General features: G+C 38.9%; 20 protein-coding genes. 5 read left to right on the top strand and 15 right to left on the bottom strand.

The genetic code is table 11. The features are described 5' to 3' along the window. Window positions 1-99: 99 nt before the first annotated feature. Together AOB46_RS03445 and AOB46_RS03440 are read right to left on the bottom strand one after the other, a co-directional pair. On the bottom strand, window positions 100-1209 hold the full coding sequence (locus AOB46_RS03445; RefSeq protein WP_062696634.1) for a BT_3928 family protein: 1110 nt from the start codon (window positions 1207-1209) through the stop codon (window positions 100-102). A gap of 6 nt (window positions 1210-1215) precedes the next feature. After that, complete coding sequence (locus AOB46_RS03440; protein ID WP_062696800.1) at window positions 1216-1779, bottom strand: DUF1599 domain-containing protein; 564 nt, start codon at window positions 1777-1779, stop codon at window positions 1216-1218. 324 nt (window positions 1780-2103) lie between these two features. On the opposite strand from AOB46_RS03440, the gene folP reads away from it, so the two are divergent. Further along, window positions 2104-2871 (top strand): dihydropteroate synthase, encoded by a 768-nt coding sequence (folP, locus tag AOB46_RS03435; RefSeq protein WP_241489152.1) that lies wholly within the window; start codon window positions 2104-2106, stop codon window positions 2869-2871. Window positions 2872-3051: 180 nt separating this feature from the next. Here folP and AOB46_RS03430 read toward each other — a convergent pair whose 3' ends face one another. From AOB46_RS03430 to alaS, 5 genes are all read right to left on the bottom strand, one after another. Further along, complete coding sequence (locus AOB46_RS03430; RefSeq protein ID WP_062696632.1) at window positions 3052-3288, bottom strand: hypothetical protein; 237 nt, start codon at window positions 3286-3288, stop codon at window positions 3052-3054. A 15-nt stretch (window positions 3289-3303) separates the two neighbouring features. Then, window positions 3304-5718, bottom strand: a complete 2415-nt coding sequence (locus AOB46_RS03425) for a hypothetical protein (protein ID WP_062696631.1) — start codon at window positions 5716-5718, stop codon at window positions 3304-3306. A 162-nt stretch (window positions 5719-5880) separates the two neighbouring features. After that, on the bottom strand, window positions 5881-7695 hold the full coding sequence (locus tag AOB46_RS03420) for a cytochrome-c peroxidase (RefSeq protein ID WP_062696630.1): 1815 nt from the start codon (window positions 7693-7695) through the stop codon (window positions 5881-5883). 67 nt (window positions 7696-7762) lie between these two features. Then, on the bottom strand, window positions 7763-9250 hold the full coding sequence (locus AOB46_RS03415; RefSeq protein ID WP_062696629.1) for a hypothetical protein: 1488 nt from the start codon (window positions 9248-9250) through the stop codon (window positions 7763-7765). A gap of 392 nt (window positions 9251-9642) precedes the next feature. Then, window positions 9643-12246 (bottom strand): alanine--tRNA ligase, encoded by a 2604-nt coding sequence (gene alaS, locus AOB46_RS03410; RefSeq protein WP_062696628.1) that lies wholly within the window; start codon window positions 12244-12246, stop codon window positions 9643-9645. A gap of 456 nt (window positions 12247-12702) precedes the next feature. On the opposite strand from alaS, the gene AOB46_RS03405 reads away from it, so the two are divergent. The 4 genes from AOB46_RS03405 (at window position 12703) to msrB (ending at window position 15186) form a co-directional block, all read left to right on the top strand. After that, complete coding sequence (locus tag AOB46_RS03405; protein WP_062696627.1) at window positions 12703-13257, top strand: sigma-70 family RNA polymerase sigma factor; 555 nt, start codon at window positions 12703-12705, stop codon at window positions 13255-13257. Window positions 13258-13270: 13 nt separating this feature from the next. Beyond that, on the top strand, window positions 13271-13543 hold the full coding sequence (locus AOB46_RS03400) for a hypothetical protein (protein WP_062696626.1): 273 nt from the start codon (window positions 13271-13273) through the stop codon (window positions 13541-13543). Window positions 13544-13622: 79 nt separating this feature from the next. Continuing rightward, window positions 13623-14069: a DUF417 family protein gene (locus tag AOB46_RS03395; protein ID WP_062696625.1), complete on the top strand. Its 447-nt coding sequence runs from the start codon at window positions 13623-13625 to the stop codon at window positions 14067-14069. 19 nt (window positions 14070-14088) lie between these two features. Continuing rightward, window positions 14089-15186 carry a peptide-methionine (R)-S-oxide reductase MsrB gene (gene msrB / locus AOB46_RS03390; RefSeq protein ID WP_082377015.1) on the top strand — a complete coding sequence of 366 codons (1098 nt, stop codon included), beginning with the start codon at window positions 14089-14091 and terminating at the stop codon, window positions 15184-15186. Between the two features lie 228 nt (window positions 15187-15414). Here msrB and AOB46_RS03385 read toward each other — a convergent pair whose 3' ends face one another. The 8 genes from AOB46_RS03385 to AOB46_RS03350 form a co-directional block, all read right to left on the bottom strand. Continuing rightward, window positions 15415-15756, bottom strand: a complete 342-nt coding sequence (locus tag AOB46_RS03385; protein WP_062696623.1) for an LPXTG cell wall anchor domain-containing protein — start codon at window positions 15754-15756, stop codon at window positions 15415-15417. Window positions 15757-15776: 20 nt separating this feature from the next. After that, a complete protein-coding gene (locus AOB46_RS03380; protein ID WP_062696622.1) occupies window positions 15777-18038 on the bottom strand; it encodes a hypothetical protein in 2262 nt (753 codons plus the stop codon). 36 nt (window positions 18039-18074) lie between these two features. Further along, window positions 18075-20096: a hypothetical protein gene (locus AOB46_RS03375; RefSeq protein ID WP_062696621.1), complete on the bottom strand. Its 2022-nt coding sequence runs from the start codon at window positions 20094-20096 to the stop codon at window positions 18075-18077. Window positions 20097-20193: 97 nt separating this feature from the next. After that, window positions 20194-21012 (bottom strand): phage baseplate protein, encoded by an 819-nt coding sequence (locus AOB46_RS03370; protein WP_062696620.1) that lies wholly within the window; start codon window positions 21010-21012, stop codon window positions 20194-20196. Between the two features lies 1 nt (window position 21013). After that, window positions 21014-21541: a hypothetical protein gene (locus AOB46_RS03365; RefSeq protein ID WP_062696619.1), complete on the bottom strand. Its 528-nt coding sequence runs from the start codon at window positions 21539-21541 to the stop codon at window positions 21014-21016. Between the two features lies 1 nt (window position 21542). Next, window positions 21543-22442 (bottom strand): hypothetical protein, encoded by a 900-nt coding sequence (locus tag AOB46_RS03360; RefSeq protein WP_062696618.1) that lies wholly within the window; start codon window positions 22440-22442, stop codon window positions 21543-21545. A gap of 1 nt (window position 22443) precedes the next feature. Beyond that, on the bottom strand, window positions 22444-22743 hold the full coding sequence (locus AOB46_RS03355; protein ID WP_062696617.1) for a hypothetical protein: 300 nt from the start codon (window positions 22741-22743) through the stop codon (window positions 22444-22446). Beyond that, window positions 22733-23026 carry a hypothetical protein gene (locus AOB46_RS03350; RefSeq protein WP_062696616.1) on the bottom strand — a complete coding sequence of 98 codons (294 nt, stop codon included), beginning with the start codon at window positions 23024-23026 and terminating at the stop codon, window positions 22733-22735. The genes AOB46_RS03355 and AOB46_RS03350 overlap by 11 nt, the downstream gene beginning before the upstream one ends. Window position 23027: the final 1 nt, after the last annotated feature.

Raw genomic sequence — 23027 nt, 5'->3', positions numbered from 1 at the left:
TTTTTAATAGTGAATAGTCAATTTTGTTTTCAAATGAATGGCCAATTTATAGGAGATAATTGTTTTTAAGTTCACTGTTCACCATTGGCTGCCACTCTGCTATTTAATATAGTCTTTTGCAGGCTGCTTGTCTACAATTTTCCCTTTTTCCAATACCAGTACGAAAGGATTGCTCCGGGCGATGGTTTTGATCGCTGTTCCGTCCATCATGGTATTTTTAATCGTTTTAAAAGTATTTGGGATGGTGGAAACTCCGTAGATTACAGCTCCTTTTTGTGCATTTACTTTAGCTTCGGTTTTTTGAAGAAGATCTGCAGGCACATCTTTCGGGTGGTAGGAGAAGACAAGGATTGCTTTAGGGGCATTGATGATTTCTTCAGTCAGCTCCATTCCTGCAGGATCATCAATTTTAAATTTCGCAATCTCAGATTTGTAGCCTTCTTTAATCAGGACAGATTTATTTTTTCCTTCCTCTATTTTCCATGGGGAACCTTCTGCCCAGTATTTTGTTTCTTTGATATAATCGTCCTGGTCTACATTCACTGTTTCTCCTGTTTTCTGATTTTTAAGGGAATAGAATGTTTTATATTCCGAAGGGTTTTTATTGATTTTTTCTTTCTCTCCTTTAATATCGGTTCCTATTTTATAGTCGCGGAAATCAATCATCGGTTCATGTAAAATGCCCTGAGCCATAATGTAGATCATGATCAGAGAGAAGATTCCAAGGATATAATATTTAAACTTACCGGAAGATTCTTGGGTATTGCTGCTATACTCATCTTTCTTTCTGAATTCTTTTCTGTACAGGATAAACAGAAGGATCAGACCCGCTAAAAGAATAATATCTTTAATGAAGCTCTGCCAGGGTGTAAATTTTACCGCATCCCCGAAACATCCGCAGTCCGTTACTACGTTGAAATAAGCGGAATAAAAGGTTAGGAATCCGAAGAAGATGCAAAGGGCAATTAATGCTGAAAGGGTAAATTTAAGTTTTATTTTAAGCAGGAGCATAAATCCCAGGAAAAGCTCCAGTACAACCACTATAATTGAAAACAGCAGTGCAAATTTTTCAAGGAAAGGCATATTGAAAACAGAAGGTGAAAAGTATTCTTCCATTTTGAAGGAAAAACCTACCAGATCCACCGCTTTTACAAAACCTGAAAGGATGAAGATCACAGCGACAATAAAACGTAATAAACCTTTAAGCATATTCAATTATTTTTTGGGTTCAGTATTCATTTTTTTTTCGGAGAATTTGATCAGACAGAAAACAGCATAATTCAGCATATCAAAATAATTGGCATCCAGCCCTTCAGAGACGATGGTTTTTCCCTGATTATCTTCAATCTGTTTGGTTCTTAATACTTTCTGATAGATAAGATCGGTAATGGAGGTGATTCTCATATCTCTCCATGCTTCACCGTAATCATGATTTTTACGCTCCATTAAAGCAAGGGCTTCCTGAGCGTATTTATCGTAAAGAGCAATAATCTCTTCCCTGTTTTCATTAAAATCATTGGAAAGTCCTTTTTCAAGCTGGATCAGCCCGATGATGGAATAGTTGACAATGGCAATGAATTCATCCTCTTCACTCTCATCTACCATTTTCTTGTCGGTCATCTGTAAAGTGCGGATTCTGTTAACTTTAATGTAAATCTGATCCGTAATAGAGCTGGGCCTTAAAACCCTCCACGCTGCTCCGTAATCCTGCATTTTTTTGCTGAAAAGATTACGGCACTCACTAATAACTTTCCCGAACTGTACTGATGTTTCTGACATAAATTCTCTTAATCTTTCAAATATACGAATTAGTTTTGGGTTTGAAAACGGAGGTTTTAACAGAAGGGAAACAGAAAGGATAGCAGGTGCCATGTTTACTATTCAAAGTTTAAGCCTTAAGCTGGATTTCCTGTCAGATTTATATTTCCTATCAATGAATAACTAATCACTACAACCCTGTAAAATCACTATTTTTGCAGTACTTAAAATTATTTACCAATAAATTCAATGTTTTCAGATACTCAAACTCTCAGGTCCTTAAGTTCTCAAACCTTTTCAATTAATTGTAACGGCCGTTTGGTACAGCTGGATACCCCAAAAATTATGGGTATTCTGAATCTTACACCGGATTCTTTTTCAGATGGAGGACAATTTAATTCTGAAAAAGCAGCATTGAAACAAACCGAAAAACTACTGAAAGAAGGTGCTGAAATTATTGACATCGGCCCGCAGTCAACCCGTCCGGATGCGGAATTTTTAAGCAGTGAAGAGGAAATCAAAAGGATAGGAAACATTATTTCCCAAATTAAAAAAGAGTTCCCGGAAGCGTTGATTTCTCTGGATACTTTCTATGCCGATACCGTGAAGTTTGGTTATCATGAAGGAATTGATATGATCAATGATATTTCAGGCGGACAATATGATATCAAGATGTTTGATACAGCAGCTGAAACCGGACTTCCGTATATTCTGATGCATATCAACCCAACCTATGAAACCATGCATGATAAGATTAAGTTTGAAGATATTACCCTGGAAGTGAACCGTTATTTTTCACAGAAAGTGAATGAACTGCTGAAGAAAGGTGTGAAAGATATCATTCTTGATCCCGGATTCGGATTTGGAAAAACTGTGGAGGATCAGATGAAAATGATTGGTGAAACAGGATATCTCGGATTTGGAAGATTTCCCCTGCTGATAGGGATTTCCAGAAAATCTTTTATTTATAAGCCACTCGGTAAATCACCATTGGATATTAATGAAGAAACCCAGAAACTTCATCGGAAAGTTTTGGAACAGGGCGCTAAAATCTTAAGGGTGCACGATGTGGCTGAAGCTAAGAAAACCTTGGATGAGTTTTTGAGAAATTAATTGTAGTGGATGAGGTACGTTTTGGGAATAGTACAAAGGGTTGAAATTCAATGATATAATTAAGAAATACACCCGCTACTTGAAACTTTCGTTCCGCAAAGTCTCCAGATTCTGAACAATACAATGAAAAAAGACAAAAATATGACTCCGAAGTCAGGAGACTTCGGAGGGCAGGAGGTTTTAATTCAGATCAGCCAGTTTATCCGCAAACTGTTTAGAGAATTCCTTTCTGTCTTCTTCCAGCTTTTCCTGTGTTGAAGGCAGAACATAATTGAAAAGGATTTTATCTTCCTGGTCCAAAAAGATAATTTCTTTCTCATTTCCGTCGATCATCTGGGAGAAAATGGCCCACATGGAAGTATCTTTTAATTTTAATAATTCAAAAAACTGTTCTGCTTTTATTTCAATTGACTGCATTTTGGTATAATATATTTAAAATTCTAATAATTTAAGTTTGAACTGGATGGCAAAATTCTGTTTAAAATTCGGAGTGGTGTAATATCCCACTCTGTAAAACAATCCTAAATTGAAATAGCTGGATAAAAAGTTATTCCATTCCAGACCTACTTCCTGATATAAATGATCCAGCTTTCTGAATCTGAACTGGTGATATTCAGGATGCTTCATATCTCCTATAGTACCTCTCAGTACAAAATCGAAACTGGAAATATTCTGTCCGAAACTTTTGAAATAGAGTGGAAGCTTGTGGGTGAAATAGTACGCAATAAATTTATCATTGTAATATTTTCCGCCTTCCAGTGTGGCAAAGCCAAGATAAGAGGTAAGGTTGAAATTGAAATCCTTTCTCGGAGAGGCCAGCCCGTTCATGGTAAAGTGTTTCCAGATGGGAGCTTCTCCTAAAACAATTCCTCCGTATAATCTGAAACCTGTTGTTCCCAGCATGGTTTTAAAATTATGAACAAACAGCGCATCAAAACGGGTATAATTGAAGTCCCCGCCTAACGCTTTGTAACTTTGTTCATAGTTAAGATACAGCTCCGGATATTTCTGGTCGATGATAGATTTTCCCTGAGGGGTCATAATATTCGTGGAATTCGGAGAATATTTTAAGGTAAATAAAGTATTGAAATTGTCAAATGCAGCACCTCTTTCTCTGAACTGATAATCGAATTTAGCTTCCTCAATATTTCGTTTGACAGCAAAAACAAGAGTTAAACCGTTGGTTACATCATTCAGGTAAGACAGGGAAGCGCCCCTGAAGTGGTAATATTTATCGTTGTTGATGTTGTTTCCGTAATTCATTGTTCTCATCTTGAAGTTCCACAATCTTCTGTAAAACTCTCCTGAAGAGGTGACATCATCATAATATTCAACCCTGAAAAATGAATTTTTATCCAGTGTGGTCTTCATATCCAGACCAATCCCATATTTCCATTTATCATCTTTAAAACCATAAGCGAAATAATAATCCGGAGAAAAATAAGGATTAAAGGTTTCATTCAGTTTGGCTTTCAATCCAAGTCTGAATCCTTCATATAAGTTGTAATTCACGATTTCATCCACTGCAAAATCTACAATTCCCACTCTGATCTGCCCGTTGATAAGTCCGGTCAGGATTCTGGCTTTGCTGTCAATATTATATTTTCTGCCCAGACTGTCGATTGTGGTATAGGTATTACGTTCCCTTTCCGTTAAAGGATCTGTTCTGTAGCGGTCAAGCAGTTGTCCGTCTGCATTTTTTACCGAAAAAGTATAGCCTTTGAAATCTTTTGGATTTTCTTCTACAGGGGATTTGAAATCAAAATATCTGGAGGTGAGGAAGGCATAAGTTCCGAAGCTTCTCCGGTCTTTTTTTTCAGGATTATTTTCCGGTTTCTCTTTATCATCCTCTTCCATAGCCATTTTGCTCATCCTTAGTTTTACCTTTTCCTGGGAAAGAAACCATTTGTTGTTATAGAAAATCCAGGTACTCGTAATAATTCCGTCATTTTTATTTTTGCTGAAGTTTTCAATCTTCTGGATTCCGTAGGTTTGTGTATCTACATAGATTGCACCGTTATACTTTCGTTTTTTATCCTGCTTTTTATAGTTCACTTCACGGAACTTAATTACAAAGGTTTTTCTTCCGTCTACCTCAATGGTATCGGAGAGAAAGAACCTGTACAGGCCTCTGTTTTCCTGCTTGATCTGGTTCGGAACCTTATCCCTGTTGCTCTGCTGAATGGCGATCATTTCATACATAGGCTGTTTAAGCCCGGAAATTCTGTTATCCAGGATATTGATCTTTTCCCCGTATTTTTTTGAATAGATAAATTCCTGAGCCCTTTCCCATAAGAAGAGTTTGCTTTTGGAAAAAATCTGCCTTGCAGAAATGTTATTCAGTGAATCTTTTTCTCTTTTTCTTTTGAAAAGATTGGCATCATCAAAAAATTTGCTGAATTGGGAGATACTGTCCTCATCAATATCCAGAGAGACTTTTTCGTAGGATTTGAAAGAGTAGGAGCCCAGGCTTTTCGGTGAATTTTCTTTAAACATTTTATTCACCTTTTTAAGGATTTCAAGAGCCCTCGGATCACTTTTATCTTCAATCACCACTTCTTCAATAGAGGTGGTTCTGAATGTTTTTTTCGACAGTGAAACTTCCATATCATTTTCTGCGGTTGCCGTCTCTTTCTGATAGCGGTCAGCTTCAATCTCAAGAGTGTTGCAGGATGCACTGAATTCCAGTATTCCCTGAGCATTGGTATAACCGATAATTTTGCCGCTGCAGGATATCTTTGCATTGGAGACAGGCCGGCGGTCGGTCTCATCTATGACTTTAATCTTTGATTGTGAATAACCAAAGAAATATATCAGGAAAAATAAGAATATTAAAAACCTTTTCATGCAAAAACTAGTTCAAAAGTAATAATATTTCTCCTTTTGGAAAAGTTTTTATGATTTGTTATGACATTGATATAATCTAATATTCCGATTGTTAAAACAAGTTGAATTACCACTATTATAACATATCAACACCTGCCAAACTGATTACGGATTACCTAATTGCTATCGGTCATTTAAAGCTCCCATAAAATCAATAATCTGATCAGTTTCTTTATCCGTAAGGTTCAATGGAGTATCCGATAAAGTCTGGTTTTCTACCTTAAATCCGAACCCTTTTCCGCCACCTTTGTTATAGAAGCTCATCACTTCTTTTAAGGTCTGATAACCGCCGTTGTGCATATAAGGAGCTGTTTTGCTGATATTCCTTAACGTTGGGGTTTTAAAAGAGTGCTGAAGAGAAGCTACCGTTTGATGGAATTTTCCTCTGCCGGGATCCTGATCAAACGTTTTGTTGCTGCCGTTCACTGCTGTTCCTAATACTTCCTGTTCAGTTTTTTTGAAATTCGGAGGGACAGTTCCGTTAAATAACGGCACAAAATGACAAATTGCACACTGGGCTTTTCCTACAAAAAGATTGAAGCCCTGCTTCTGATTTTCGGTCATGGCTGATTGAGTTCCTCTCATATATTCATCAAAATCTGAATTAAACCGGGCTAATGAACGGATATAGCTTGCCAGTGCATTCTGAAGCTGCCAGGTTTCTGCTTTTGACGTTTTGAATATTTTTTTGAATTCGGGAAGGTATTTCGGGTCTTTGTTGATTTTTCCGAGGATCACATTCAGATCACCATGCATTTCTTCTTTGTTGGAAATGACATCAGAACTCTGACCTTCCAGATCATCTTTCCGCATATCCCAGAACTGGCCATGCTGGAATCCTGCATAATTAAGGGAAGGGGCATTTCTCTGTAATTCCGAATTGGCCAGTGACATGGATTTTGGAAGTCCGTCGGTAAAGGCTTTTTCCGGAATATGGCAGGTGGAGCAGCTTCTGTCGTTGTTATTGGAAAGGATTTTATCATTAAAAAGTTTCCGGCCCAGGTCTGCTTTTTCCTGTGAATAAGCAAATTCCTTTCCCGGTGTAAAAGCATTGGGATCAAATGCATTTTTAGAATAAAAAGTAGATGCATTTTTACTTAGTGCCGATGTAATTTCTATGTCCGGAATACTTTCCTGTTTTTTGAACTCAAGCATCAGAGAAGAGATCCTGTTCAGGTGATCCGGAATAAAATTCACATAATCAAACGTATTTTTGTCTGTGTTCTTCTTCAGAACAGCAATTGCAGAATAAATAGCGGTATTCAGATCTTTTAAGGACCTGTCTTTTGAATGTTCCGTGGAAATCTGTTTCAGGGTAAGCCGGATTCCTTCCAGAGCGTAAGGCATCTCTTTTAAAAATGTTCCCGAAACCGGAGTGTCAAATCCTGAAATTCCTAAGCTTGATATTCTGAAAATTTCCTGCCGTACTGCATCAAAAATCTGATCTTTGCTGATGGAAATAGCCTGGAAATTAGCCTTTATCGTATTGCTTTTATTGGTCAGTTTCTTAAGGAGACGAATGGTTTCTTCCTTATTTTCTGGTGTGTAAGGATATAAGAGTTCCTCCAGTACCTGAAGGCCTTCCGGTTCCAGCTCTGTGTGTTCATCCATTTCAATCTCAGGAAGTGCGGGACCGTTGATGAACCTTGCAGAATGAGGAAGGAAATATTCCACTGCCCATTCCATTCTTTTATACGTTTTTCTGAGGGCTTCAAATTTTTCCTGAAGCGTTTTTTGATCACTATCTTTTGAGACCAGAGACATAAGCTCACTGATCTGTTTTTCAAAAGCGGCATTGGTTTTCAGTATTTCACTTTTTACAGCAGCCATGTCTTCGTTAACAGGCTGGTGTTTATCATTTTTGCATTGCCAGAGTACAAGAAAAACAAGTATTGCGGATACAGTAAGAAGGATTGGGTATTTGGAAAGGATTTTCATAGGTATGAAAAAGTATCAACGGAACATTTTCCGCTGATACTTCAATTTTTATTGAATAGGGTTGCAATTATTTCTCTACGTTTCTGATGATGACGATCTGTCCGCCTTCTTTGTTGGTATTAACACCGGCTCCGTCCGCATTTTTGAATTTATCTTTCTGCCATGTGTGAGAGTGGATGTTAACTGCAAAGGTATTCGGAAGACCAATGATATTGGAAATATCCACCATCGCACCAAATTCCCACGAACCGAATTTCTGTAGATTTCCGGACTGGTTGTAGGCTGTCTGCCACGCTGAATCTGTTCTGTTATGCTTCATATTCAGCCATGGTTTATACTGTTTTGTAGCGATGTTCAGCTGCCAGATGTAAGAATCGTGAGCAGCGGCCGTATAATAAGAATCACCGTCTTCCTGGATATAAACATAGTTTTCTGTTACACAAAGGTTATCGGGATTAATCAGGTTATTTCCAGGATTGGAATCTCCTTCTGCTACCACTTCCAGTTTTCCTGCCAGCATATTGCTTTCATTAAGAACCAGCTTGTACACTCTTCCCCACATCGTTAATCCTGGTTTTGGATTAACTCCATCTGAAGATTCCCCGGTTGCGGTAAAGTAAATTTCTCTTCCTTTTCCGGCTCCTTTTCTGTAATCTACATCTTCCACTCTTGAAAAACGGATGGCATTATTGTCGATATTCTTTTGGTTGATCTGTGCTCCCGTAAGGTTTTTGGCATTAGGAATTTCCACGAATTCTACATCGTAAGAACTTCCTTTTACCATATCCGTTTCCGTATAGTTGTTGTTGGTTCTCCTTAAAGCATACAGTTTTCCGTTGTCCAGATCTCCAGGTGTATTGGAAACATACATGATTAGCTGCCCGGCAGACTGATGCGAAGAAGAGTAGGACTGATCTTCACCAATCATGATGTATGTTTTTCCGCCTGAAACATCTTTAGGAAGAGGAACGGCATTTTCCATAGAAGCTTTCCCTAAAGCCGGTTTTACCCTGCTCTGATCAGATGCCTGGGTAACAGGGGCCAGCGGATTAAGCGCATGAACCATACTCTCTTCACCGGATTCTCCGGCAGTAAGGAATGCACTGAAGCCATGGGTTTCCGGAGTTGCCAGGGTTGCAGAACATAATCTGGTCATCCCGCCGATTCCGTTCAGAATATATTCTCCTTTGAAAGGTCTGAACGTTTTATCTAAATATACTCTTGATACAGATTGTGTGATTTCGTGGTTGGTAATCATCAGATATCCTTCGGAATTTGGGTCTTTCATAATTCCCATCCCGTCCGGCTGGCCTGCGAAAACAAAGTTGGGAGATCCGGAAAGCACATCAGAACTTGAAATCAGTGTGGTGATATTCAGGTTTTCAAAACCGGGCATTCCGTAAACAAAGGCTGGTTCCTGAGAAAAATTTTCAATTTTGATGTTAGGATTTATAGGTCCGTTTCCTTCTGCAGGGCTGCCCTCATTATCGTCGTTACAGGCCTGAAATATGGCAGCAGCAAACAATAAGGCTCCAATGGTTTTGTTCATTTTCATAATTACTTTTTTTGAATTTCGATTTGAAGCAAAACTAAAGGTCTATTGTGAATTATATTTTAAGAAGAGAAAACCATTTGTTTAAGTTTGCATAATGCTTTGTTAAGGTAAAGTCAATAATTAGAACGGTTATAAATAAGACTGTTTAGCCTTTTATTAAACCTCAAAAGACACAAAAAATCAGGAGGCTTTATTTAAAGTTAATTATTACTCTGAAAAAATAGAGCCCATAAGCCTTCAAAAATCTTTGATTTTTATTCTTTTGAGAGCTTTTGTGTCTTTTGACTACGTTAAACCTTTGGTCTGTGGTTAAGTTTAAAACAGACTTAATAAAAAAAACTTCTGAAAATTTTCAGAAGTTTTTAATGTTGTATGATATAAGATCTGTGATCTTAGATAGTTAATGCTTTTTGGTAGGCATTTTCCAGACCGTCAAGGTTTTTACCGCCTGCTGTTGCGAAGCCCGGGTTTCCGCCGCCGCCGCCCTGGATCTCTTTTGCAAGATCTTTAACAATAGCACCAGCCTGATAATCTGCGGCAAGGTCATCAGAAACTCCTACTGTGATCATTGGTTTACCGTCAGCATCAGAAAGGATGATCGTTACTGAAGTGGGGATTTCTCTTTTCAGCTGGAAAACAATGTCTTTTACAGAAGCTGCATCAAGGGAAGTTTTCTTCACAAGAAGCTGTTTGTTACCTTTCTGTTCGTAGGCATTTTTCCATTCTCCGATTTCGCCTTTCGCTTTTTCTTTTTTAAGAGTATCTGCTTCAGCTTTAAGGGAAATGTTTTCTTCAATCAGCTTTTCAATGGATCTTACGACATCTTTAGATTTCAGCAACTGGGAAATTTCCAGCATCTGTTGTTCTAAGTTCCTGAAGTATGCCTCAGATTCATCTCCGGAAATCGCTTCAATTCTTCTGATTCCCGCTGCTGCGGAACCTTCGGAAGTGATCTTGAAATGACCGATCTCACTGGTATTTTTTACGTGAGTTCCCCCGCAAAGTTCTTTTGAACTTCCGAACTGGATCATTCTCACATTATCTCCGTATTTTTCACCGAATAAAGCCATTGCTCCTTTATCTAAAGCTTCCTGAATAGGAATGCTTCTGAATTCCTGTAAAGCAATGCTGTCTTTTATTTTCTGGTTTACTTTCTGCTCAATCAGTGCCAGCTCTTCTTCTGTCATTTTGCTGAAGTGGGAGAAGTCGAAACGCAGATAATCCGGTCCTACATAAGATCCTTTCTGTTCTACGTGGGTTCCTAAAACCTCTCTCAATATTTCATGTAAAAGGTGAGTTGCAGAGTGGTTGGCCTGGGAATTTTTTCTGTCAGCAGCATTTACCTTAGCATAGAAAACAGCTCCGGCATCTTTCGGAAGACCGTTGAGGAGTGAAATAATCAGTCCGTTTTCTTTTTTGGTTTCCAGTACTTCGAAGCTTTCCGTTGCATTTTCCAGAACTCCTTTATCTCCAACCTGGCCTCCGCCTTCCGGATAGAACGGGGAGTTGCTTAATACCACCTGGTAAAATTCTCCGTCTTTATTTTCTATTTTTCTGTATCTCGTAATATAGGTTTCTGCTTCAAGCTGGTCGTATCCTACAAATGTTTCTGGTTTTTCTTCCAATATTACCCAGTCGTATACTTTCTTAGCATCTCCTCCTCTGGAGCGCTCCTGCTGCTCCCTTCTTTTGGCATTAAAGCCTTCCTGGTCGATGGTCAGCCCTTTTTCTTCCGCAATAATTCTTGTTAGGTCATCCGGGAAACCGTAGGTGTCATATAACTCGAAAACTTCAGCTGCAGGCAATACTTTCTGGTTGTCGGCAATGGTTTGCTGGATTAGTTTTGTAACTCTTACCAATCCGTTTTCAATGGTATTCAGGAATGATTCTTCTTCACTTTTAATCACTTCGGTTACCAGTTTGCCCTGCTTATCAATTTCCGGGAAGAATGGTCCCATCTGCTCCTGAAGAACAGCCACCAGTTTATACAGGAAAGGTTCTTTTATGTCTAAGAATCTATAGGAGTAAGAAACCGCTCTTCTTAAGATTCTTCTGATTACGTATCCTGCTCCTCCGCTTGAAGGAAGCTGTCCGTCTGCAATGGCAAAAGCAACCGCCCTGATATGGTCTACCACCACACGGATTGCGATGTCTTTTTCATCTTCTAAAATTCCGGTATATTTTTTTCCTGAAAGTTCTTCCACTTTAGCAATAAGCGGGGTGAAAACATCGGTATCATAGTTGGACGATTTTCCCTGAAGCGCCATACACAGACGCTCAAAGCCCATTCCTGTATCTACGTGCTGTGCAGGAAGTTTTTCAAGGGATTTATCGGCTTTTCTGTTGAATTCCATGAAAACCAGATTCCATACTTCCACTACCTGAGGATGGTCGTTATTAACCAGCTCAAGTCCTGAAACTTTGGCTTTTTCTTCCGGAGTTCTCAGGTCAACATGGATTTCTGAGCATGGCCCGCATGGTCCGCTTTCTCCCATTTCCCAGAAATTGTCTTTTTTGTTTCCGTTAATGATTCTGTCTTCAGAAATGTGTGTTTTCCAGAAATCATAAGCATCCTGGTCCCTGTCAAGGTTTTCTGAAGCATCACCTTCAAAAATGGTTACGTATAAATTCTCTTTTGGAATTCCGTAAACTTCCGTCAGTAATTCCCAGGCAAAAGCAATAGCATCTTTTTTGAAATAATCCCCAAAAGACCAGTTTCCTAACATTTCAAACATAGTATGGTGATAGGTATCTCTACCTACATCATCTAGGTCGTTATGTTTTCCGGAAACTCTCAGACACTTCTGTGTATCGGCAATTCTAGGGGCGGTAGGTGTTTTATAGCCTAAGAAAAAATCTTTGAACTGCGTCATTCCTGAGTTGGAAAACATAAGGGTAGGGTCGTCTTTCAGCACAATTGGAGCTGAAGGAACGATAAGGTGGCCTTTACTTTTAAAGTAATCTAAAAATTTTTGACGTATCTCTTGTGATGTCATATGTATTGCTTTGCTTTTTTAATCCATTTTATGATAAGATGCAAATTTAAGATTTTTAAGCGATTCGGATGTAATTTTATGTGATGTTTTGAATAGTACCGGGTGCGCCTTTATCATGCGGAAAATTTATTGTCTGTAAGATCTGTTGGTATGGGATTCGTGATAAAGCAGAGTTTGATGGACGATTAACAGTTTTGGTAAAAAAATGGTTGTAAAGGCGGAAACTTTATAGGTCTAAAAATACATGTGTTTTAAAAATCTATAAGGTTTGGTTTTACCGAAAATGGGCAAGGTTTGGCAGATTTTTTTCAGTTTACAACAAAAAGCCACCACGGATTGAAAAATTTTTGTGTTTTTATGATTTACTTATTATATTCGTTTAAATAAAATTAAAATTTCCTGCTGAATCGTCCGGATTTGATAAAGAAACTCATGAAGAAGCAGGAATAGAGAATAATGACGAAAGACGAAGTACTGAAAAGCTGGGTGGAACTGTATTCCGGATCTCTTTTGAAAAGGGCGGTATATCTGCTTTCGGATAAGGAAGAAGCCAAGGATATTGTTCAGGACGTTTTCCTTGCTGCGTTTTCATCATATGATTCTTTTGAAGAAAAAAGCAAGCCGCTAACCTGGCTGATGGCTATTCTGAACAGAAAAGCCGCTGACTTTTACCGTAAAAAATATAAATCGGAACCACAGATTAAACTGGATCATTTTTTTGATGAAACAGGTTCATGGAGGAATGACGGGGTATTGAATGACTGGAATGTTTCGGATAGGGAATCTGAGCTTCTTGATAACAAGGATTTCATTAAGACACTGGAAGATTGTATTGACCGTTTACCCTCCCGATGGAAGATTCCATTGAAGATGTATTATCTTCAGGAGAAAAAAGCCCCTGAGGTAAGTCAGGAATTACAGATTTCCGCGACTAATCTGTGGAAGATCCTTCAAAGAAGCAGAATGCAGCTGAGAGAATGCCTGGATTTGAACTGGTTTGCCAACTTATAACCATATCTGAAACATGTTGAGAAAATTTATTCATATTTTGTTCCTTCCATGCAGCACTGCTACGATGCTGATGGAGAAAAGAAATGCGGAAACCATCTCCCGAAAGGAGAACTGGCAGCTTTCTATGCACCTGAAGATCTGTAAATGGTGCAGGGCTTATGAATCAAAACTTAAAATTTTAGATGATATTTTAAAAAGAAAACTGGCTCAGAAAGAAAGTGATCAAATAAATGATTCTGAAATTCAGTGTTTTAAAGAAAAAGTTCTTAAAAACTTAGATCTTTAGAAAAAAAACTGTCAGGATTCTGAATCTGTTCCGACTATACTTTTGAAAATAATAAAGTATCATTCAAAATCCTAAAAATATGAACGGAACATTATCACTCAACAGTCAATCTGGAACGTATAGAACAGGTTATTATATTTCTCTTTTCGGGTCAGCGCTTATATTGCTATGGATCGGGATATTTAAATTTACTCCTACAGAAGCAGCCGCTATCAAACCTTTGGTTGAAAACCATTTTCTTACTTTTTTCGTATATGATATGACAAGCGTTCAGACAGTGTCAGATACTATCGGAATAATAGAAATTATCATTGCCTTATTATTGATGTTTAGTGTGAAATTTGCATTTCTACGTAAGTATGCCGGAATAGGAATGGCAGTAACTTTCCTTATTACGTTAAGCTATCTGTTCACCACACCGGGTATATGGAAAACAGTAGACGGAATTCCTGTTACGGATTTTTTTATTCTGAAAGATCTGGTTCTTTTAGGATTTGGCCTGATGCTGATGAGCTATAAAAAGTAAAATGGAAAAAAAGAAAAAAATGAAAAATATATTGATTGTCCTCGGAGTTATTCTGGGGGTTGCAGCTTTTGCTGCAGGATCCGGGCTTTTTAAAAACAGACAGCCCAAAGTAGCAACGAAAGAAAAAGAAAATCAGGAAATTATGGATAATAAGAATGTCAGAGAGATTTATTTTGCAGGCGGGTGTTTCTGGGGAACAGAACACTTTTTTCAACAGATCCGCGGGGTAGTGGGAACGGAAGTAGGCTATGCCAACGGGAATACCAAGAATCCTACGTATGAGGAAGTGATAAGCCATACCACCGGTTTTGCGGAAACTGTAAAAGTAAAGTATGATCCCGAGCAGGTAGATTTGAAGCTGCTTATTGATTTATATTTTAAAACCATTGATCCTACAAGTAAAGATCAACAGGGTAATGACAGAGGAAACCAATACAGAACCGGAATTTACTTTACCGATAAAGCTGATGAAACCGTAGTAAAAAATGAGGTTCAGAAGCTGGCTAAAAATTACAGTAAACCTATTTTGGTGGAAACAATTCCTTTGAAAAATTTCTACAGAGCAGAGGATTACCACCAGGATTATCTGGATAAAAATCCGGGAGGTTACTGCCATATTGAACCGGGACTTTTTGAAATGGCTAAAAAAGCCAATCCGCTTCCAAAAGCAAAATACCAAAAGCAGGATAAAAAGGTTTTGAAAGAAAAATTAACCGCAGAACAGTATAATGTAACTCAGGAAAACGGAACGGAAAGACCTTTCCAGAATGAGTACTGGAACGAAACCCGTGAAGGCATTTATGTGGATATTACTACCGGAGAACCTTTATTTATTTCTACGGATAAGTTTGAATCCGGATGCGGATGGCCAAGCTTCTCAAAACCCATCACCAAAAAACTGATTGATGAAAAGTTAGACCGCTCTCATGGGATGGACAGGGTAGAGGTAAGGAGCAAAACCGGGGATGCTCACCTGGGACATGTTTTTACGGATGGTCCTGCTGATAAAGGGGGGCTTAGATACTGTATCAACAGTGCTTCATTGAAATTTATTCCAAAAGCTGAAATGGAACAGAAAGGCTATGGGGAATACCTGCCTTTGCTGGATAAAAAGTAATAGAAAATAAATGAAAAGCGGAAGGGTGAATTGTAGGATTCATCCTTTTTTATTTCTTTGTTTTGAAATTGGAGATTCTACGGGCAGGAATACCAGATGCCGGAAAGGGTTTTCGAAATGTCTGTTTTTTCAGAGAAAAGAGGTTTGTTTTATGCTTATAAACAAAAAAACACCCTTTCGGGTGTCTCATGGCAATTACTAAAAAAATTACAGGATATTTTTAATAATTCAATTTTCTTTAAGTTTTGCTCTCAGTTTGGCATTTTCAGTTTTCAGCTGATCATTAATGCGTTTCTGTATGTTTATTTCTTCTTCCAGCAGCTTGATTTTTCTCTCTGCCAGATTTGAAAATTCTTTAAATTTCACTTCGTAACGTCCGGCAAGATCGTCAAGGGCATCTTTGTAGAGCTTGACCAGTTTGTCGGCGTTTTCTATTTCTTTTCCTTCATTGTCGGCATCCATTCCAGCGACTTCAGCATTCATTTTCTTTTTTCCGAAAACAAATCCTGCCAGGCCTGTGGCCAGAAGTCCTAAAAAGGTGCTTAAATGTTCGGTTAGTATTTCTTTCATATAATATTATTTATTTGTTGTTAGTCTACTCCGGGGTAGAGGCGGATTTCTATGATGCCCACATTTCCAGATATTTCTATTGGACGGAAATCAAGCATTCTGAAAATATCCAGGGAAATGGTTCTTGCATCTAAAGATTTGATACGACAGCTTACAAGATCTTTGTCAAAATTGTTTATTTTACTATCGAGCCACCAGTTTCCATAATGTTCTTCTTTGAAGGTTCCGAGATATCTGCCTTCTGAATCGTGTTTCCACTCGATATCACCGATTGTATTCTCAAGACCTAAGAATAAAGGGTCAAACCTTCCGTCTTCGGTAAAGTTCAGAAATGCGGTGTATACTTCGTAGGGTCTTTTATTGGCATATTGAAGTTGCTCTTCCACCCATTGTTTCTGAACAAAAGAGTTGGGCTGATAGTTATAACCATAATAGTCTGCTCCTAATAATCCGGGACCCCTCAGATCAGATTTTACATCAATGTGAGTATTACTGCTTTCAATATCAATAGATTTGAAGCCATTTGACATGGAGGCTTTAGAAGCGGTAACCAAAACATTTGAATTATTGGTGACCATTGATATAGCCCCGTCATTAATATTAAGCACTGAAGGGCCACAGTAAAACATCCCCAGGGATTCATTTGAAAATTCAAATGAGCCGTTAAGTGGTTTCCCCAGACGTGTGCCGTTTAATGGAACATTGTCTACTTTATCTTCTGTTCCGAAGGTACCATCAGGTCTTGCTACGATATTTTTGGTGTAGGATGCATCTGCTGCAGGCATTCTCAGTACCTGTAAGCTGGTATCGAATCTCAGCCATCTTTCGGCAAAGTTTCCTTCGATGAAGTGGGTTTTGTAGTAGTTATTATCTTTTGCGGTAAAGTTGTTGATAATAAATTTATTATACTGCTGCCCGTTCAGCTCCAGGTTAGACCCGATGATAATACTGTTTTCTCCCCAGACTCCCATAGGATGTCCTGTTGTATTGGCACCGATGACGATGTTGGATGACCATCTGCCGCTACCTCCTTTACCCCAGTTCAGACCGGCCTGGTATCCCAGGAAGGTATTGTTGTTTCCTTTGATATTACATCCCGTCCATTTTCCGAGCATGGTATTTCCTGATCCGCCTTCAATACCATATCCTGCCGATACGCCTATTAAGGTATTGTCATCTCCGGTGGTAAGCCCTTTCGCTGAATCAAGTCCCAGGGCAACGTTGGCTCCTCCTGAGGTAAGACCTTGTGCCGCAAAATGCCCTATTGCCGTGTTGGATGAACCATCAGTAATGGCTGGCATATTATTATACCCAATGGCAATATTGTATACTCCGGTATGGGCCGTATTGATATTCCCAAAGGAAAATGAATAGGTTGCCGGGTTGGCTCTTAAAACGGCATCTTTACCGGGTTGCCCGGTTCCGTCTGTTTCTTCAGTGAAGGCAATTCCTTTGGGAGCATAATTGTTACGGTTCATCACTGATGCCAGTGTTTCAGCGGTAGCAAGTACTGTAGAAGTGACCCCCTCTCTTCTTTCAATATGGTAAATACCGTCTGTTAACGGTTTATCCACTTTGCTGTCTAAACGCTCTGACAATCCTTTTACCATTGATATGGATACTGTAGAAACTCCTGTATTGAGATAGTTGTTAACATTCTTTTTATCGCCGCCTATATAGAAATACAGGGTGTATTTAGGCTCAGGGACCGGAGCCCCATTAATGTCTTGATCTACTGCGACGTAGTAAGGAATAGCAACGATGTCACTTTCTTCATACTGATAAGCATCAGAATTATAGATAAAGTCATCAATGGTCTCTTCTGCTGCTTTAAAGATCCTGGTCAATGCCAGTGCTTCCAGTTTATCGGCGGTAATTTTTCCTTCACTGTTTACATAATCATCAATCATCATGAACTGGTCTTTTGACTGGGTCTTTGTATACACGTTTCCAATAAGAGGATCACTGTCTACTGTGGCAACATTCTCGGGAAGTTCCCCTACGTTTAAAGCTTCTTTCCAGGCCTGCTTGTCTGATGCAGAAAGGTTGGATGCGTTTCTTTTCGCTAAAAATGAAGCATGTGCTTCAGGATCTGAAAGGTGAAGTTCATATAGCGGTTTGTCTACTTTATTTTGTAACAGATTTTCAAGACCCGTAATTTTACTGGTGGGTATTGATTCATCTTTGTGCCAGAATGATGACCATGAAGCCTGGAACTGTTCCTGGGTAGGGAAGTCTCCGGTTTCAAAATAGCTGTATATAGTATTTAATGGGATTGACATAATTTTAATAATTGAATAATGATCTTATTTTTTTGCTTAAAATGTAAAAGCCTGAGCAACAGATCCGCTGATGGTTTTTTGTTTGGAGCTGTTTGAAGCAACCAGTGATAAGGAAACTGCTTCTGTTGTAGAGGTAACGGACTGAATAAGGGAAGTACTGCCTACTGTTACAAACTGAGTATACACATTTCCTTGTCTCATGATAATAATATTGGCATTGATCACTGTCGCACCCGGTTCAATTTTGGTAGTAAGGGATGCAATATTATTCCAAACCAATACAGATTCATAACCGCCACTTCTGAAATTGGAGCTTATCACTCTTAAAAATGAATTATCTGCTAAGGTTAAAGGGATATTTTTTTGAATTAACCCCAGGTAACCATAAAAATCATATACATCACTAACGGTTTGTCCGGCTACTGTTGAAAGAGCCATATTCATTTCCAGATAGAAGTTGGTGTTGGCTTCAAAAACGACATCACTTTTAGCGCTTGCTACAATAACATTGGGTTCATAAACATACGCTTTATTATTAGGGCTTGAATTATAGTTGAATACTCCTCCGTTAACGTTAAATATACTTCCTTCCTGTCCTGGCGTATACGATCTGGTTTCCCATTTAAGCCCAGTGAGATCAATATTATTGATTGTATCCACAACGTTGATGACGCCTGTGGTTCTATGTACCTGGATTGTTGGGTTAGTTGTTCTGATGACCAGATTATACTTATTGCCGGACTGTAGAGCATCACCATACACCGAAACAATCATCGATAATCCGTTGGCAAAAGCCTGAAATCCTAAACATTCAATTTCACCTGTTCCAATAGCATTTCCGACTGGTATGAATTTAACGGAAGTGAATGCCGGATTGACATTGAGGTTTAATCCCTGCAATACAAAGTATCTGACAATATGATCATTTTTAATAACAGGAGGAGTGATTCCGTAAACATTCAGATTTCCGTTGGAGTATTGGTTATTCCAATCGATTCCAAATTGTTCTTTCTGAGCTTTGGTGAGTTTTGCAGGTAATTTCAAAAATTCAGACGGCAGATCCTCATTGGTTAAAATGGTCTTTTTGATTCCCACACTGTTTGTGAATAAAAGGTTTCTGTTGAAGGTGGTAATCTGATTATTTACCGTTTCATTATTTTCCTCCAAAATATACCCTGTACTTCGCACTCTTCCCGTTAAGTGCAACTGTTCAGCAGGGGTTGTTAATCCTATTCCAAGTTTACCGGCATTATGGAAAACACCTGACTCTTTAAAATCGGTTCCGTTCCAGTACAGAAGGTAGTTGGAGGCGGGGTTGACTGCTTTCCAGGTTACCGTTCCATCCAGATTGGACGCAATATAGTTTCCTGAGGCAGTAGGTTTGTTCATTTTAGTGTTTAAAGCCTCCTGTAATCCTTCTACCATTCCTACAGTTATATTGGATAATCCTGTAGGAAGATAGTTGCTAGCCTCTGTTTTTTCTCCGCCGATATAAAAATACAGGCTATATTCTTCGCCTATAGAAGGAATTGCAACAATATCACTTTCCTCATACTGATAGAGATGAGCGTTACTGATAAAGTCCTGTAACGTATATTCGTTTGCTTTAAAAATCCTGGTCAGAGCTAATGATTCAAGTTTATCCGCGGTAATCTTTCCGTCATTGTTTACATAATCATCAATCATCATGAAGAGTTCCCGGGACTGAGATTTTGTATAAACATTCCCCACAAGCGGATCATTGTCTACTGTAGCAATATTGTCCGGAAGTTGCCCTACATTCAAGGCTGCTTTCCATGCCTCTTTATCTGCATCGGAAAGATTGGCTGCATTTTTTTTAGCTAAAACCGCTGCGTGGGCTTCCGGATCGGAAAGATGCAGTTCATACACGGATTTATCTACTTTATTCTGTAGTGTATTGGTAAGGTTGGTGATTTTGTCCGCAGGAATGGAGTCATCTTTATGCCAAAACGATGACCATGCGGACTGAAACTGTTCCTGGGTAGGGAAGTCTCCGGTTTCAAAATAGCTGAATATTTGGTTTAAAGGTATTTTCATTGCGTTTCAGTTAATGATATAGTCAAAAGGGTTTTTATTGATGGTAAAGATGGTCTGTAAATGATTTTTGTTATTGAACATCTTCCTGTTGTTTAAGTTACTGGAAGTTCGGTTCTATGTAAATGGCGATTCTGGATGGCTGGATGTTGTTGTGAGGCTGGTTTCCACCAACTTCGCTGGTATTTCTGTAACCATCTACCAATGTTCCTCCTGTGCCGCTGGCTCCTTTGCTTCCTATGGTCCAGTAATGCTGATGCGAGTGTCTTGGCATCTGCTCAATGGTAAGAGTATGGGTTTTTGAACCGACTTCACCGCCCAGATTCTGGAATTCGGATTCGGCAGGATTCCAGCCTACAATGGTTTTTCCTCTGAAATCCAGACATTCTTTCCATCCTGCAGGAATTTCGGAAACAGGTTTTCTCCAGGCTATGACAATGCCTCCATTGATGAAAGGTGCGGTTTTCTGTTCCAGTTTTGCAATCCTGGCCGTTAATGCGGAAACATCAATCTGGGTTGCGGTGTTATTGACTTTAATCTGGATGTTTTTAAGGGTTTCCAGCTTTACAAATTCAGACCAGTTATAGCTTACGGTACCGGTACCGAATTTTACCGTTCTTTTTTCGATTAACGTTTTAGGAAACTGGTCTTCAAATATTTTCGAAATGTTTTCTGTGTGTACATATACGGTAGCGGTAGGAGAGTAAAGACCTCCTTCGAAATAATAGAGTTTACCTTCGATGGCTACAATACCCGGGTTTACACTGGCGCCTATAACATCGCAGCCAGACAGAATTGTTTTGTCTCCTGCAAGATCTCCCAATGCTTCAAAGATCTCATAAGCCTCTTCAATGGTAGCCATCAGGTCATTGGTTAACGGCACACCGCCTGTTTGTAAAAATTTGAAATTATATTTCATATTAATATGCTTTTGTTTTTATTTGATATCTCTTGGAAGGCAGCTTATAAAAGTCTATATCTGCTTTCAGCTGGTCTATATTCATTAACGGGGTATTCGGGTCTGATGCATTTACCGGTATTTCTACGATAAAATCATACTCGCTGTACAGTTCTGCTTCTGTCCGGAGGTACAAGGGTCTTTCATCTCCGAAAAGCCATTTTTTCTTAGGGTCATTCACACTGAGATTATTGGTCTCTCCTTCGGTATAAACATAAACACCATCATGCTGGACTGCTTTTATAATTTTAATCCTGTTTCCCGCCCGGTCATGGTTATAATTCAGAATACTCTGAAGCGAAAATTTCTGATAGTTATATTTCATTTTCCTGATATTATCCTTTCTCTCTCTTCCGAATTCTATATAAAGCTCTTCGATATAAAAGATTAAGACAGACATTAGGTTTAAAACCGATTTTGTTCTCCAGAATGTAAAAAGCCACCAGTTGGCAAGCCTTTTAAAATTGATATTAAATAGGTTATCATTCATATTACTGTGCTTGATAATTAATATATTCAATACCGCTCCAGTCTTCCTGCCCGGTGTCCGGATCTTTTAAAGTAAAGCTTCCTGAGCTTGGAATCCTGCTGATTTCTATCGGCTGGAAATTTCCGTATCCCGGTGCTCCGGCTTCTATCCATCTGCTTGAGACTTCTTTGTTTAGGAGGTCTGTTACACCTTCCACGGCCAGAATTGCGGCTTCAAGCTTCTGAACACTCAATTCTCCATTGAAGGGAAGATTCTTTAAAAACCTTTTAATAGCATCCTGAACCGGAAATCTGGAGGTCCGGATACTCATCCCGTTCTGCAGAAGAACGCCCGGATTATAGCAGATTTTAAACTGCAGTTTCAAGATATCGGGTTTGTAGTTTACAATAACAATATTGTCTCCGGCAGCCTGAATTTCCTCGATATAGGCTGTGAAAGCTTCTTTGATCTGGTTGTTTACCGGAACGATTTCTTCATTCTCTTCGGTGGCAATTTTCATGGAGATCTTGGAGCTGTTGGGAGCCTTGGTTACGGCTACATATTTGATTACTTTTGACTGATCAATTTCTTCCTGGGTAGCCACAACATCGTTTCCACTGGCATTCTCATAAGTAGGGGAGAACTGATCGCTGTCCGGAAGCAGGCTGAAGCCATATTGAAATCTCAGGGCCTGGTTCCTGTACCATCTTAATGTGGGAACTTTCTGTTCCTTGATCAGGGTCTCAATTTCTTTTAGGTGAAGTTTACAGGCTTCCTGAAAATTCCAGATCACAAAACCTACCGTTTCAAATATTTTGGTCCAGAAAGAGGTTCTGGAGGAAGTATTGAGGCTCTGCAGACCCGGATTTTCATTTTTAAGCTGTAAAATCTGATTAATTATTTCCTGAAGTGTTTTATTCATCTTAACTTACTTTAAAGGTGTTTCCTATTTGCATGTAACCAATTCCTTTCAAGGACGGGAACTGGTTTTCCTGTTCTAGTGTTGTCCCTGTTGCGGGCTTTATCATTCTTGATGTGTAATAGCTGGTTACATCAATATTTTTTTCTAATTCGTCCGGAATAATAAGCTTGGTTCCGGACGCCAGAAGGTCGGAAACGGCTTTTCCGTTGGCAATGGCAATATCAAAACATTTCTGAACATCTCCTGTGTACTGTATTGAGATATCTAAAATTGACTGCCTGTTTAATACTTTAATCTCCATAATCTGCTTCTATATCTATTTCAAGGTTTTCATCAATTTTTATCTTCTGTACATTCATGCCGTCTGCGAAGAATTCCTGGCGGATTTCTCTGGCCAGTTCATCAGGCGCTGCATGTTCCAGGTATTTTCTTGCCCCGACTCCGTTTTTAGGGAAAAGCTTAATTTCTCCTTTGTCTGCTAAAAGCAGGGTTTTCTGGTGTTCATACGTGCTTTCACCAAAAGCGAAGTCTCCATCTGCAAACTGCAGTTCAAAATTTTCATCTAAAAGAATATCTACTGGCATA

This window comes from Chryseobacterium indologenes, from assembly GCF_001295265.1.
GTDB classification, from domain to species: domain Bacteria; phylum Bacteroidota; class Bacteroidia; order Flavobacteriales; family Weeksellaceae; genus Chryseobacterium; species Chryseobacterium indologenes_A.
The sequence above is the reverse complement of the archived record's forward strand: the minus strand, read 5'-3'. Positions and strand labels throughout refer to the sequence as shown.

Excerpts from the sequence above, each read along its gene's own strand:
- AOB46_RS03445 (WP_062696634.1), bottom strand. The coding sequence starts at position 1,209 with ATGCTTAAAGGTTTATTACGTTTTATTGTCGCTGTGATCTTCATCCTT.
- AOB46_RS03440 (WP_062696800.1), bottom strand. The coding sequence starts at position 1,779 with ATGTCAGAAACATCAGTACAGTTCGGGAAAGTTATTAGTGAGTGCCGT.
- folP (WP_241489152.1), top strand. The coding sequence starts at position 2,104 with ATGGGTATTCTGAATCTTACACCGGATTCTTTTTCAGATGGAGGACAA.
- AOB46_RS03430 (WP_062696632.1), bottom strand. The coding sequence starts at position 3,288 with ATGCAGTCAATTGAAATAAAAGCAGAACAGTTTTTTGAATTATTAAAA.
- AOB46_RS03425 (WP_062696631.1), bottom strand. The coding sequence starts at position 5,718 with ATGAAAAGGTTTTTAATATTCTTATTTTTCCTGATATATTTCTTTGGT.
- AOB46_RS03420 (WP_062696630.1), bottom strand. The coding sequence starts at position 7,695 with ATGAAAATCCTTTCCAAATACCCAATCCTTCTTACTGTATCCGCAATA.
- AOB46_RS03415 (WP_062696629.1), bottom strand. The coding sequence starts at position 9,250 with ATGAAAATGAACAAAACCATTGGAGCCTTATTGTTTGCTGCTGCCATA.
- alaS (WP_062696628.1), bottom strand. The coding sequence starts at position 12,246 with ATGACATCACAAGAGATACGTCAAAAATTTTTAGATTACTTTAAAAGT.
- AOB46_RS03405 (WP_062696627.1), top strand. The coding sequence starts at position 12,703 with ATGACGAAAGACGAAGTACTGAAAAGCTGGGTGGAACTGTATTCCGGA.
- AOB46_RS03400 (WP_062696626.1), top strand. The coding sequence starts at position 13,271 with ATGTTGAGAAAATTTATTCATATTTTGTTCCTTCCATGCAGCACTGCT.
- AOB46_RS03395 (WP_062696625.1), top strand. The coding sequence starts at position 13,623 with ATGAACGGAACATTATCACTCAACAGTCAATCTGGAACGTATAGAACA.
- msrB (WP_082377015.1), top strand. The coding sequence starts at position 14,089 with ATGAAAAATATATTGATTGTCCTCGGAGTTATTCTGGGGGTTGCAGCT.
- AOB46_RS03385 (WP_062696623.1), bottom strand. The coding sequence starts at position 15,756 with ATGAAAGAAATACTAACCGAACATTTAAGCACCTTTTTAGGACTTCTG.
- AOB46_RS03380 (WP_062696622.1), bottom strand. The coding sequence starts at position 18,038 with ATGTCAATCCCATTAAATACTATATACAGCTATTTTGAAACCGGAGAC.
- AOB46_RS03375 (WP_062696621.1), bottom strand. The coding sequence starts at position 20,096 with ATGAAAATACCTTTAAACCAAATATTCAGCTATTTTGAAACCGGAGAC.
- AOB46_RS03370 (WP_062696620.1), bottom strand. The coding sequence starts at position 21,012 with ATGAAATATAATTTCAAATTTTTACAAACAGGCGGTGTGCCGTTAACC.
- AOB46_RS03365 (WP_062696619.1), bottom strand. The coding sequence starts at position 21,541 with ATGAATGATAACCTATTTAATATCAATTTTAAAAGGCTTGCCAACTGG.
- AOB46_RS03360 (WP_062696618.1), bottom strand. The coding sequence starts at position 22,442 with ATGAATAAAACACTTCAGGAAATAATTAATCAGATTTTACAGCTTAAA.
- AOB46_RS03355 (WP_062696617.1), bottom strand. The coding sequence starts at position 22,743 with ATGGAGATTAAAGTATTAAACAGGCAGTCAATTTTAGATATCTCAATA.
- AOB46_RS03350 (WP_062696616.1), bottom strand. The coding sequence starts at position 23,026 with ATGCCAGTAGATATTCTTTTAGATGAAAATTTTGAACTGCAGTTTGCA.